At 56.8% G+C, this 12,930-nt stretch carries 11 protein-coding genes; 6 read left to right on the top strand and 5 right to left on the bottom strand.

What is annotated here, in order from left to right; translation table 11 throughout:
* Positions 1-71: 71 nt before the first annotated feature.
* The 4 genes from ACMGGH_RS07555 to rlmB all read left to right on the top strand — a co-directional run bounded on the left by ACMGGH_RS07555 (position 72) and on the right by rlmB (position 5,268).
* Positions 72-1,370 (top strand): adenylosuccinate synthase, encoded by a 1,299-nt coding sequence (locus ACMGGH_RS07555; protein ID WP_006178975.1) that lies wholly within the window; start codon positions 72-74, stop codon positions 1,368-1,370.
* 192 nt (positions 1,371-1,562) lie between these two features.
* Positions 1,563-1,988: a nitric oxide-sensing transcriptional repressor NsrR gene (gene nsrR / locus ACMGGH_RS07560; RefSeq protein ID WP_028015256.1), complete on the top strand. Its 426-nt coding sequence runs from the start codon at positions 1,563-1,565 to the stop codon at positions 1,986-1,988.
* A 38-nt stretch (positions 1,989-2,026) separates the two neighbouring features.
* Complete coding sequence (rnr, locus tag ACMGGH_RS07565; protein ID WP_028015257.1) at positions 2,027-4,468, top strand: ribonuclease R; 2,442 nt, start codon at positions 2,027-2,029, stop codon at positions 4,466-4,468.
* A 65-nt stretch (positions 4,469-4,533) separates the two neighbouring features.
* Positions 4,534-5,268, top strand: a complete 735-nt coding sequence (rlmB, locus tag ACMGGH_RS07570) for a 23S rRNA (guanosine(2251)-2'-O)-methyltransferase RlmB (protein ID WP_028015258.1) — start codon at positions 4,534-4,536, stop codon at positions 5,266-5,268.
* 90 nt (positions 5,269-5,358) lie between these two features.
* Here rlmB and ACMGGH_RS07575 read toward each other — a convergent pair whose 3' ends face one another.
* The gene (locus tag ACMGGH_RS07575; protein WP_028015259.1) at positions 5,359-6,633 is read right to left on the bottom strand and encodes an MFS transporter; all 1,275 of its coding nucleotides are present in this window, start codon (positions 6,631-6,633) and stop codon (positions 5,359-5,361) included.
* Between the two features lie 194 nt (positions 6,634-6,827).
* Here ACMGGH_RS07575 and ACMGGH_RS07580 point away from each other — a divergent pair, with 194 nt between their 5' ends.
* Entirely contained in the window at positions 6,828-8,450 is a 1,623-nt protein-coding gene (locus ACMGGH_RS07580) for an isovaleryl-CoA dehydrogenase (RefSeq protein ID WP_028015260.1), read from the top strand.
* Here the strand turns inward: ACMGGH_RS07580 and ACMGGH_RS07585 are convergent.
* The 3 genes from ACMGGH_RS07585 to bsmA form a co-directional block, all read right to left on the bottom strand.
* The gene (locus ACMGGH_RS07585) at positions 8,447-10,378 is read right to left on the bottom strand and encodes a methyl-accepting chemotaxis protein (RefSeq protein ID WP_232948700.1); all 1,932 of its coding nucleotides are present in this window, start codon (positions 10,376-10,378) and stop codon (positions 8,447-8,449) included. The two genes, ACMGGH_RS07580 and ACMGGH_RS07585, sit on opposite strands and share 4 nt — an antisense overlap.
* A 171-nt stretch (positions 10,379-10,549) precedes the next feature.
* The gene (gene yjfN / locus ACMGGH_RS07590; RefSeq protein ID WP_416172905.1) at positions 10,550-10,837 is read right to left on the bottom strand and encodes a DUF1471 family protease activator YjfN; all 288 of its coding nucleotides are present in this window, start codon (positions 10,835-10,837) and stop codon (positions 10,550-10,552) included.
* Positions 10,838-10,973: 136 nt separating this feature from the next.
* Positions 10,974-11,303, bottom strand: a complete 330-nt coding sequence (bsmA, locus tag ACMGGH_RS07595; RefSeq protein WP_028015263.1) for a biofilm peroxide resistance protein BsmA — start codon at positions 11,301-11,303, stop codon at positions 10,974-10,976.
* A 137-nt stretch (positions 11,304-11,440) separates the two neighbouring features.
* On the opposite strand from bsmA, the gene yjfP reads away from it, so the two are divergent.
* Positions 11,441-12,163, top strand: a complete 723-nt coding sequence (gene yjfP, locus ACMGGH_RS07600) for an esterase (protein WP_047366981.1) — start codon at positions 11,441-11,443, stop codon at positions 12,161-12,163.
* Here the strand turns inward: yjfP and ulaR are convergent.
* Positions 12,160-12,915: an HTH-type transcriptional regulator UlaR gene (gene ulaR, locus ACMGGH_RS07605; RefSeq protein ID WP_024907324.1), complete on the bottom strand. Its 756-nt coding sequence runs from the start codon at positions 12,913-12,915 to the stop codon at positions 12,160-12,162. The genes yjfP and ulaR overlap by 4 nt on opposite strands.
* Positions 12,916-12,930: the final 15 nt, after the last annotated feature.

Consider the following 12,930-nt stretch of genomic DNA (forward strand, 5'->3'; position numbering starts at 1 on the left):
TCAAAAAGTGCTGTATATCTGAAAAAGCGATGGTAGAATCCATTTTTAAGCAAACGGTGATTTTGAAAAAAATGGGTAACAACGTCGTCGTACTGGGCACCCAATGGGGTGACGAAGGTAAAGGGAAGATTGTCGATCTTCTGACTGAACGGGCTAAATATGTTGTACGCTACCAGGGCGGTCACAACGCAGGCCATACTCTCGTAATCAACGGTGAAAAAACCGTCCTCCATCTTATTCCATCAGGCATTCTTCGCGAAAACGTCACCAGCATCATCGGTAACGGCGTTGTGCTGTCTCCTGCTGCGCTGATGAAAGAGATGAAAGGTCTGGAAGACCGTGGTATCCCTGTTCGTGAGCGTCTGCTGCTCTCCGAAGCCTGCCCGCTGATCCTGGACTATCACGTGGCGCTGGACGTGGCGCGTGAAAAAGCGCGTGGCGCGAAAGCGATCGGCACCACCGGTCGTGGTATCGGCCCGGCTTACGAAGATAAAGTTGCACGTCGCGGTCTGCGCGTCGGTGACCTCTTCGACAAAGCGACCTTCGCTGAAAAACTGAAAGAAGTGATGGAATATCACAACTTCCAGCTGGTGAACTTCTACAAAGCTGACGCTGTTGACTACCAGAAAGTGCTGGATGACGTCATGGCGATTGCAGACATTCTGACCGGTATGGTTGTTGATGTATCCGATCTGCTGGACCAGGCGCGCAAGCGTGGCGATTTCGTCATGTTCGAAGGTGCGCAGGGTACGCTGCTGGACATCGACCACGGTACCTATCCGTACGTCACCTCCTCGAACACCACTGCGGGTGGCGTAGCGACCGGCTCTGGCCTGGGTCCACGTTATGTGGATTACGTTCTGGGCATCATCAAAGCGTACTCCACTCGCGTGGGTGCGGGTCCATTCCCGACCGAACTGTTTGATGAAACCGGCGAGTTCCTGTGCAAGCAGGGTAACGAGTTTGGCGCGACCACCGGTCGTCGTCGTCGTACCGGCTGGCTGGATGCGGTTGCCGTGCGTCGCGCAGTGCAGATCAACTCCCTGTCTGGCTTCTGCCTGACCAAGCTGGACGTGCTGGACGGCCTGAAAGAAGTGAAAATCTGCGTAGGTTACCGTATGCCAGATGGCCGCGAAGTGACCACCACTCCGCTTGCTGCTGACGACTGGGAAGGTATTGAGCCAATCTACGAAACCATGCCGGGCTGGTCTGAGACCACCTTCGGTGTGAAAGAGCGTAGCGGCCTGCCGCAGGCGGCGCTGGATTACATCAAGCGCATTGAAGAACTGACCGAAGTGCCGATCGATATTATTTCTACCGGCCCGGATCGTACTGAAACGATGATCCTGCGCGACCCGTTCGACGCATAATCTTCGTGACTGCTGGCCTGCGGGGAGACCCGTAGGCCGGATAAGCGTAGCGCCAACCGGCGACCGCTCCTGGATCTCCGCTTTTTCGCCCCGTCTGTCAAATAAATTAGCCGCTAACTATCTGGCTGGTTTATCATCATTAATGAATATCTCTGCGGTTTAACCGCGTTTTCCCTTTTTCCTGAGGTTGATGTGCAGTTAACAAGTTTCACCGATTACGGCTTACGCGCGCTGATTTACATGGCGTCGTTACCCGAAGGGAAGATGACCAGTATCTCTGAAGTGACAGAGGTATACGGTGTATCCCGTAATCATATGGTCAAAATAATCAATCAACTTAGCCGTGCCGGATACGTTGCTGCCGTCCGCGGGAAGAATGGAGGGATCCGTCTTGGTAAACCGGCACAGAGTATTCGTATCGGGGATGTGGTACGCGAGCTGGAGCCCTTGTCTCTGGTGAACTGCAGCAGCGCGTTCTGCCACATTACGCCCGCTTGCCGCCTGAAACAGGCGCTTTCTAAGGCCGTGCAAAGTTTTCTCAAGGAACTGGATAACTACACGCTGGCCGATTTGGTTGAAGAGAATCAACCGCTTTATAAATTATTGCTGGTGGAATGAAGAAAATTTCCACCGGAGCTGACAACGGAGGAACCGACATGTCACAAGATCCTTTCCAGGAACGCGAAGCCGAAAAATACGCGAATCCTATCCCCAGCCGCGAGTTCATCATTGAACACTTAACAAAACGCGAAAAACCCGCCAATCGTGAAGAACTTGCCGTTGAATTAAATATTGAAGGTGAAGAGCAAATTGAAGCCCTTCGCCGCCGCCTGCGCGCGATGGAGCGTGACGGGCAACTGGTCTTTACCCGCCGCCAGTGCTACGCGCTGCCGGAACGCCTCGATCTGCTGAAAGGGACCGTCATTGGTCACCGCGATGGCTTTGGCTTCCTGCGCGTGGAAGGCCGTAAGGACGACCTTTATCTCTCATCCGAACAGATGAAAATGTGCATTCACGGCGACCAGATCCTGGCGCAGCCGCTGGGTGCAGACCGTAAAGGCCGCCGCGAAGCGCGCGTGGTTCGCGTGCTGGTGCCAAAAACCAGCCAGATTGTGGGCCGCTACTTTACCGATGCGGGCGTAGGCTTCGTGGTGCCTGACGACAGCCGTCTGAGCTTCGATATTCTGATCCCACCTGAAGAGGTGATGGGCGCGCGCATGGGCTTTGTGGTGGTGGTGGAACTCACCCAGCGTCCGACCCGTCGCACCAAAGCGGTCGGTAAAATCGTCGAAGTGCTGGGCGATAACATGGGCACCGGCATGGCCGTCGATATGGCGCTGCGTACCCATGAAATTCCGTACGTCTGGCCAAAAGCGGTCGAAGAGCAGATCGAAAACCTGCGCGAAGAAGTACCGGAAGAGTCCAAAGCGGGCCGTGTGGATCTCCGCTCCCTGCCGCTGGTCACCATTGATGGTGAAGACGCCCGCGACTTCGATGATGCCGTGTACTGCGAGAAAAAACGCGGCGGCGGCTGGCGTCTGTGGGTGGCTATCGCTGACGTAAGCTATTACGTTCGTCCGCACACGCCGCTGGATAACGAAGCGCGCAGCCGTGGTACGTCGGTCTACTTCCCGTCGCAGGTTGTACCGATGCTGCCGGAAGTGCTCTCCAATGGCCTGTGCTCCCTGAACCCGCAGGTTGACCGTCTCTGTATGGTATGTGAGATGACCATCTCCACCAAAGGGCGCTTAACGGGCTACAAATTCTACGAAGCGGTAATGAGCTCGCACGCGCGTCTGACCTATACCAAGGTCTGGCATATGCTGCAGGGCGACCAGGACCTTCGCGAGCAGTACGCGCCGCTGGTTAAACACATTGAAGAGCTGCATAACCTCTACAAAACGCTGGAGCAGGCGCGCGAAGAGCGCGGCGGGATCTCCTTTGAGAGCGAAGAAGCGAAGTTTATCTTCAACGCCGAGCGCCGCATTGAGCGTATCGAACAGACCCAGCGTAACGATGCGCACAAGCTGATCGAAGAGTGTATGATTCTGGCGAATATCTCGGCGGCACGCTTCGTTGAGAAAGCCAAAGAGCCTGCGCTGTTCCGTATTCACGATAAGCCGACCACGGAAGCCATTACGTCGTTCCGCTCCGTGCTGGCTGAGCTCGGCCTGGAACTGCCGGGCGGTAATAAGCCTGAGCCACGCGATTACGCCGAACTGCTGGAATCCATCAGCGATCGTCCTGACGCAGAAATGCTGCAGACGATGCTGCTGCGCTCCATGAAGCAGGCGATTTACGATCCGGAAAACCGGGGGCACTTCGGCCTGGCGCTGCAGTCTTACGCGCACTTTACCTCGCCGATCCGCCGTTATCCGGATCTGTCACTGCACCGTGCGATCAAGTATCTGCTGGCGCACGAGCAGGGCCATAAAGGCAACACGACCGAAACCGGCGGCTATCACTACTCCATGGACGAAGTGCTGCAACTGGGTCAGCACTGTTCCATGACCGAGCGCCGTGCGGATGAAGCGACGCGCGACGTGGCGGACTGGCTGAAGTGTGACTTTATGCTGGATCAGGTGGGCAACGTCTTTAAGGGCGTGATTGCCAGCGTGACCGGCTTTGGTTTCTTCGTTCGTCTGGATGAGCTGTTTATCGACGGTCTGGTGCACGTCTCCAGCCTGGATAACGACTACTACCGCTTCGACCAGGTCGGCCAGCGTCTGATTGGCGAATCAGGCGGCCAGACCTACCGTCTCGGCGATCGCGTGGAAGTGAAGGTCGAAGCCGTGAATATGGATGACCGTAAAATCGACTTCAGCCTGATCTCCAGCGAGCGCGCGCCGCGTAACGTCGGTAAAACCGAGCGTGAAAGGGCGAAAAAAGGCGGAAACGGCAAAGCGAGCGGTAAACGTCGCCAGGCGGGCAAAAAGGTAAACTTCGAGCCGGACAGCGCGTTCCGCGGCGAGAAGAAACAGAAGCCAAAGGCGGCGAAGAAAGAGGCTCGCTCAGCGAAAAAGCCTTCCGCGAAGACGCAGAAAATCGCTGCCGCGACAAAAGCGAAGCGCGCAGCCAAGAAAAAGCAGGCGGAATAATTCTCCCCTCACCCTGACCCTCTCCCCAACCGGGAGAGGGGAAATATTTATTACGAGAACCATCAATGAGTGAAATGATTTACGGCATCCACGCGGTGCAGGCCCTTCTCGAGCGCGCACCGGAGCGTTTTCAGGAAGTGTTTATTCTGAAAGGGCGTGAAGACAAACGTCTGATGCCGCTGATCCACGCGCTGGAAGCGCAGGGCGTGGTGATCCAGCTGGCGAACCGCCAGTTCCTGGATGAGAAAAGCGAAGGCGCGGTGCACCAGGGGATCATTGCCCGCGTGAAGCCGGGCCGTCAGTATCAGGAAAACGATCTGCCGGATCTGATTGCTGAGCTGGAGAATCCGTTCTTCCTGATCCTCGATGGCGTCACCGACCCACATAACCTCGGCGCGTGCTTGCGCAGCGCGGATGCGGCGGGCGTGCACGCGGTGATCGTACCGAAAGATCGCTCTGCCCAACTTAACGCGACGGCGAAGAAAGTGGCCTGCGGCGCGGCGGAAAACGTTCCGCTGATCCGCGTGACCAACCTGGCGCGCACCATGCGTCTGCTGCAGGAAGAGAATATCTGGATCGTCGGTACCGCGGGCGAAGCGGATCATACTCTGTATCAGAGCAAAATGACCGGCCGTCTGGCGCTGGTGATGGGGGCGGAAGGTGAAGGCATGCGTCGTCTGACGCGCGAGCACTGCGACGAGCTGATCAGCATCCCGATGGCGGGCAGCGTGTCGTCTCTGAACGTTTCCGTTGCAACGGGTATCTGCCTGTTTGAAGCGGTGCGTCAGCGCGGAGAATAAACAGCAAGGCCGTCCTTTGGACGGCCTTTAGTGTTTTCTCCCTCTCCCCGTAGGAGAGGGCCGGGGTGAGGGCACCAGACGGTGACAATCTCACTCCTCTAACGACCGTAAATGGTCATCCTTCCTGAGCGTCATCAGCGCGAAAATACTCACCACCGCCGTTGCCATCACGTAATAGGCCGGAATGTCCAGGTTGCCCGTCTGCTTAATCAGCCCGGTAATAATTAACCCCGCACAGCCCGAAAAAATCGCGTTCGATAACGAATAGGCCAGCCCCAGTCCCGTATAGCGCACGCGCGTCGGGAACATCTCAGACAGCATCGCCGGGCCCGGCCCCGCCAGCATGCCCACCAGACCGCCCGCAATCAGCACCACAATCGCTTTGACCGCCATCGTACTGGACTCTGCCTGCAAAATTTTCAGCAGCGGCAGGGCGAGGATCAGCAGGAGCACGGTGGCGATAATCATCACCGTTCGCCGCCCGATCCTGTCGCTCAGCATTCCCGACGGAATGATGGTGAGCGCAAACCCAATGTTAGAAATCACCGCTATCAGCAGCGCCTGATTAAACCCGGTGTGCAGCGCAGACTGCAGATAGGTCGGCATGATCACGAGGTAGGTATACCCCGCCGCGGACCAGACCATCACGCGGCCAATGCCCATCAGGATGGTTTTGAGCGTGGCGGAAGTACTGGCCTGAGCAATGACCGCTTTTTCCTTCTGCTGCACAAAGCTCGGCGTCTCTTCCATGCTCACCCGCAGCCATAGCGCGACCGCGCCCATCGGCAGGGCAAGGAAGAAAGGAATGCGCCAGCCCCAGTCGTGCAGGGCTTCAGGCGTGAGGAGGGCAGAGAGCAGCGCGACAATACCTGCGCCTGCTAGCAGCCCGAGCGCCACGGTAAAGGACTGCCACGCGCCGTACAGACCGCGCTTGCCGCGCGGGGCGAACTCCGTCATCAGTGAGACCGCACCGCCGTATTCGCCGCCCGCGAACAGGCCCTGCAGGATGCGCAGCAGCGTAACGATCAGCGGCGCAGCAATGCCGATGCTGGCGTAGACGGGCACGATGCCGATGGCCGTGGTGGCGAGCGTCATTAGCACCAGCACAATAATCAGCGTCGGTTTTCGGCCTATCCTGTCACCAATGCGGCCAAATACCACCGCACCCAGCGGACGGAAGAAGAAGGCAATGGCAAACGAGGCCCAGGTGAGGATCAGACTGGTCAGTCCCGCCTCTCCCTCAAGCTGGAAGAAGTTCTTCGCAATCACGGTCGCCAGAAAACCGTAGACCGCAAACTCATACCACTCGATAAAGTTACCAATGGAGCCTGCAATTAATGCTCGCTTGTGCGCATCCTGTTGCATAACGATCCTCACAAAGACGGGTTAAGAATAAATTATTCAACATAAGCGGAGTAATGAAATAGTTTATTCTTATGTTCTGTGAGCTATTTCACGAATGATATCAGCGGGATCGCCATCGTGTGACCTCACTCCCATGCAGCGTTCATACGGTCTGTCCATACTTACCTTCATTGCCACTGAAGGAGGGAGACAGCATGCACTGGCAGACCCATACCGTTTTTAATCAACCAGCCCCACTCTCTAACAGCAACCTTTTCCTCTCTGACTGCGCCCTGCGCGACGCGGTTGTGCGCGAGGGTGCCGAGTGGGATATGGATCTTCTTGCCAGCATTGGACAACAGTTAGGTACGGCGGAGTCGCTGGAGCTGGGCAGGCTGGCGAACGTGAATCCGCCGGAGCTATTACGCTACGACCCCACGGGAGAGCGGCTGGATGACGTCCGCTTTCATCCGGCATGGCACCTGCTGATGCAGGGGCTCTGCGCTAACCGGGTACATAATCTGGCATGGGAGGAAGAGGCACGAAAAGGTTCTTTCGTCGCCAGGGCCGCGCGCTTCGTGCTCCATGCTCAGGTAGAAGCGGGGACGTTATGCCCGGTGACCATGACCTTCGCCGCCACGCCGCTGTTGCAGCAGTCGCTGCCCAAACCGTTTCATGAATGGTTAACGCCGCTGATGAGCGACCGTTACGATCCCCATCTCGCGCCGGGTGGGCAAAAGCGCGGCCTGCTGATCGGCATGGGAATGACGGAAAAGCAGGGCGGCTCGGACGTGCTCAGCAACACCACCAGAGCGGAAAAATGCAGCGACGGCAGCTACCGGCTGGTGGGCCACAAATGGTTTTTCTCCGTGCCACAGAGCGATGCGCATCTGGTGCTGGCGCAGGCGAAAGGCGGTTTGTCCTGCTTCTTTGTCCCGCGTTTCTTACCCGACGGACAGCGCAACGCCGTACGGCTGGAACGTCTGAAAGACAAGCTCGGCAACCGCTCGAACGCCAGCAGCGAGGCGGAGTTCCTCGATGCCTCCGGCTGGCTGCTGGGTGAAGAGGGAGAAGGCGTGCGGCAAATCCTGAAGATGGGCGGGCTGACGCGCTTCGACTGCGCGCTGGGCAGCCACGGGCTAATGCGCCGGGCGCTTTCCGTGGCGCTGTACCACGCCCATCAGCGTCAGACCTTCGGCAAAAACCTTATCGATCAGCCGCTAATGCGTGAAGTGCTAAGCCGTATGGCGCTGGTGCTGGAGGGACACACGGCGCTGCTGTTCCGTCTGGCCCGGGCGTGGGATAACCGCACCGACCCGCAGGAGGCCGCCTGGGCGCGGCTTTTTACCCCAGCCGCAAAATTCAGCGTGTGCAAAGCGGGTATTCCGTTCGTGGCGGAGGCGATGGAGGCACTCGGTGGCGTCGGGTACTGCGAGGAGAGTGAACTTCCACGCCTGTATCGTGAGATGCCGGTGAACAGCATCTGGGAAGGATCGGGCAATATCATGTGCCTGGACGTGCTGCGGGTGCTGGCGAAGCAGCCAGGTATCCACGACCTGCTTGCCGACGAGTTTGCCCAGGTCAAAGGGCAGGACAGACACTTTGACCGCAGCTGGCGGCAGCTTCAGCAAAAGCTGCGTAAACCGCAGGAGGCGCAGGGGAGGGAGATCGCTCAGCAGCTCTTTTTGCTGGGGGCCGGCAGCCAGATGCTGCGGCACGCATCGCCGCCCGTGGCGCAGGCGTGGTGCCGCATGATGCTGGATACCCGTGGTGGTACGCTCATGAATGAGCAGGTGCAAAGCGATCTGCTGCTGCGCGCCACGGGCAGGGTTGGCTAGCGTTTAAGCTGGAACAGGCTGACCAATTGGGTAAGGTGTGACCCTTTCTCGCGCAGCGTGCGTGCGGTTTGCTCGCTGCGTGAGATGCGATCGGCATTGATATGCGACGCTTCGCCAATGTGGGTCATGGCAAGATTGACCTGGCCGATTCCCGCGGACTGCTCGCGTGACGCGTGGTTAATCTCCGTGACCAGCTGGCTGATGTTGTCGATATGAACGATGATGGAATCCATCGCCAGACGCGTCTGTTCAGACAGCGCGTGGCCTTCGCCCACTTTTCGCAGGGTATCGCCAATCAGATGTTCAATCTCCTTCACCGCGTTGGCGCTTCGACCTGCCAGGGCGCGAACTTCCTGCGCGACCACGGCAAAACCTTTTCCATGCTCGCCTGCGCGTGCCGCTTCTACCGCCGCATTCAGCGCCAGAATATTAGTCTGGAACGCGATGGACTCGATCACGCGGGTGATGTCTTCGATACGTTTTGACGCTTCGCGAATGTCGTCCATGGTGGCAACCGCATGGGTCACCGTTTCACCACCCTGATGAACCGTGCTCGAGGTTTCACCTACCAACTGCAGCGTTTGCTCCATGTTGGCGGCATTTTGCTGCACGGTCGCGGCCAGTTGCTCCATGCTGGCGGAGGTCTCCTCAACGCTGCTGGCCTGCTTGTTGATCTGCTCGGAGATGTCTCCGGTATCGGAGGCCAGCGCATTGGTGCCCAGATGGATCTCGCCCGCGGCCTCGCGGACCTGCAGGACAATTTTTTGTAGCCCATCGCCGATACCGTTAATGGCTTCAACCAGCTGGCCAACCTCATCCTGGCGGGTCACGGGCAGGCTGGAGCGTAGATCGCCCGCGGCATACTGGCGGGCAAGGTCAATCACGTTACGCAGCGGACGGGTCAGCATCCGGCGAATAAGCACCACAAACAGGCCCGCGAAGAGGACAGACAACGCTACGCCGGCCAGCAGGAAACGGTCGCGCATGGCGTTAACGCTTGAGAGCAGGACTGATTTATCCACTTCACCGACGATGGTCCAGTTCCAGCCGGGCAGCGGCGTATAGGCCATTTTCAGCGTGCGGCCGTCGTCGCTTACGCGTTCCAGCGAGCCGGAGGAATCGCTCAACAGCTGCTGTTGGGTGGCGCTATCCCACTTCGGCAGTTTTCCCTCTTCGCTGGCGTGGAAAAGATACTGACCGCGCGTTTTGCCGTTGCTGCGGTCCAGCACGAAGAAGTGCCCGCTCTCGCCCAGGCGGCGGTTGAGGATTTTCTCGCGCATGACATTCCAGGAGTGAGTGATATCCACCCCAACGAAGATGATCCCGATAACCTGACCTTCACTGTTCTTCACGGGCTGGTACTGGGTTATGTAGCGCTTGCCAAACAGGAGCGCCAGGCCGCGGTACACCTCGCCTTTCGTGACGGAGGCAAACGCCGGGCTGCTCGTGTCCAAAACCGTCCCCATAGCGCGATCGCCATTCTCTTTGCGCAGGGAGGTGGCAACGCGAATGAAGTCGTTACCGCTGCGAACAAACAGCGTTGAGATCGCTCCCGTACGGCTCAGAAAATCATCAGAAAACGTTGTATTTTCATGGAGTTCAGCGTCGCCCCCTTTCAGCAGGGGAACGGCGAGCCCGTTTATGGTCCGGGTCTGCTGAGTATCGACGCTAAACGGCTGAGGCAGAAATGTCGTAAACAGTCTGGTGTAGCTTTCGACTTCTTCGCTCAGGCTGGTATTAAACATCTGCACCATGTCGACCATACCGGTGGACTGATTATGCAGATCTTCTACCGCGAGGGCTTCAAGCTGCTGGCTGGCTTTTTGGCTGAGCAGGAAAGTGAAAAGCAGAAACAGCGTGGCGACACTGACGCCCGTCAGCAGCGACAGCTTTGTTCCAAGGCCCGCACGGCGGAAAACATTGATCATAAATTGCTCATCATTGAAAAGGTATGGTTCTTCAACGGCAGAGCGGAGATTACGTTTACTGAATTAATGTAACAAAATGTTATCTTATTGTTTTATATTGGTTTTAAATTAGATAAAAAATTTGCAAAAACGAAAAGCCACTAAAAATAAGTGGCTTTTATCAGGAAGGATTTATACGTAGAGAATGGCCTGTACCCGCCACTGGTCGATATGGTTATCTTCCTGCATCTGGATGATGCGATACCATGACGCGCCCTGCTCATCGGCCTTTAATGCCACGATACGTTCAACGTCTTGCGGGCTCCCCGAAATGTTATTGACGGAGATCTGGCCTATTTCATTCAGACCTGTTACGCAATCCGCACTGGCGAATTCTGCTGACTGCGCGGTGGTGCTCACCAGGCCTGCAGAGAGCAACAGAGAGGTCAAAGCAAGAGTTCGTTTCATCGTCAGCTCCATTTCACATATTTCCGGTATCCGCCGGGCAATCCTTCGCGAATAAACTCCCATTCCTTGTCGCTGGCATGGAGTTTATTGTGGACAGGAAAATGTCTATGGACGCAAAGCAGTGTAAATGTCGTTCAAAGGTAAACCATTATTTCCGGTACAAAATGGCTTGTGAATACCACTGTCCCGTTATGATGGTTTCATCGATCATAATAATGACGTAATAATCTGCTTTGGCAGCGACGGCTTGTGCCTTTATTGCGTCTTCTGCGTCATCCGGCGAACCGCGAACGAGCGCGGAGACGGTGCCCATTCGCTGTAATCCTTCCGTCTGATTACGACGAATCTCCTGCGGATGATCGGCAACCGGGGGAGCGGGTTGCGGTGTACCCTGCAGTGCGCTACAGCCGCTGAGCAGAAACACCAGCAATAAAGCAGCAAACCTGTGCATAACCATATCTCGTTTCCTGTTAGCCATAGTGTAGTTGTCTGCGAATTTAGTTTTGGGGGAATGTTCCCGAAGTGTTATCTGGGACGTAATTTTCGAATGAAAATAGCGTCAAACCGTAATCCAGTTCTCAACATTATGAATCATTCATTCGTACAGGGTCGACAATGATTGAAATTGAAATACGCCATCTCGGCGACCATGAAATTTTACACGCTGTGCCGGCAGGGAAACGTGATAAATCGCTGCCTGTTGTGGTTTTTTATCATGGGTTTACCTCATCGAAACTGGTTTACAGTTATTTTGCAGTGGCGCTGGCTCAGGCGGGTTTTCGCGTGGTAATGCCGGATGCGCCTGACCACGGCGCGCGCTTTACGGGCAATGAGCGGGCGCGACTGGGGCAGTTCTGGCACATTCTGCACGGCAGCCTGACCGAGTTTGCCGGGTTGCGCGATGCGCTCTATGAGGCAGGGCTGGTGGCCGACAATCGGCTGGCGGTGGCCGGGGCGTCGATGGGCGGCATGACGGCGCTGGGGATTATGACGCATCATCCTGACGTGCGGTCTGTTGCCTGTCTGATGGGCTCGGGCTATTTTACCTCGCTGGCGAAGACGCTTTTCCCCCCTCAGGATTTAACGGAAATTATGCCGATGCTGGCAGAGTGGGAAGTGACCCGGGCATTGCCGCGCCTGGCCGATCGCCCGCTGCTGCTATGGCACGGTGACGCGGACGATGTTGTCCCGCCCGATGGAACCTTCCGCCTGCAGCAGGCGTTAAAGAATGAAGGACTGGACGCTAATCTGACCTGTTTGTGGGAGTCAGGCGTCCGCCACCGCATCACGCCAGCGGCGCTGGACGCCACGGTGGCGTTTTTCCGCAAGCATCTTTAAACGCGCAGGACTTTCACCCCTTGATCTTCCAGCTTCTGGAGGATCTCGGGGTTCGCCCCTTTGCCGGTGATCACCATGTCGATCTGTTCTGCGCGGCTGAACAGCATGCCTGCGCGTTCACCGACTTTGCTGCTGTCGACCAGCACAACGAGCTTGCCCACCACGTTGAGCATGTTTTGTTCCGCCATCGCGGTCAGCATATCGGTTTTATACAGGCCGTCAGCGGTCAGGCCTTTGCCGCTGGTAAACATCCAGTGCCCGGCGTAGAGACTGTTTTCGCTGTCTTGCGGGCTGAGCGTGATGGACTGGCTTTTGTTGTACTGGCCGCCCATGATCACCACGCTTTCATGTTCCTGATCGATCAGGTAGTTAGCCAGCGGCAAATAGTTGGTAATGATTTGCACCGGCTTGCCGCACATTTCACGGCCCAGCAAAAACGCCGTGGAGCCGCAGTTGATGACGACGCTCTCACCGGGGTTCACCAGCTGTGATGCCGCTCTGGCAATCCTTACCTTTTCATCGTGATTCTGCGCCTGATGAATATTCATCGGCGACCAGCGTGGACGCTGCTGGCTGATGGCTTCTGCGCCGTTGCGGACTTTTTTCAGCTTGCCGCTCTCATCCAGCTTGTTGATGTCTCGCCGCGCGGTGGCGGGGGAGATCCCTAAACGTTCGATCACTTTCTCGACGGTGATAAACCCTGTTTGCGCCAGGAGTTCCAGTAAAATTTGATGCCGTTGCGCTTCCGTCATGAGCTATTCCGATAA

The sequence above is a fragment of the Enterobacter sp. BNK-16 genome (assembly GCF_048684955.1).
Taxonomy (GTDB): Bacteria; Pseudomonadota; Gammaproteobacteria; order Enterobacterales; family Enterobacteriaceae; genus Enterobacter; species Enterobacter bugandensis.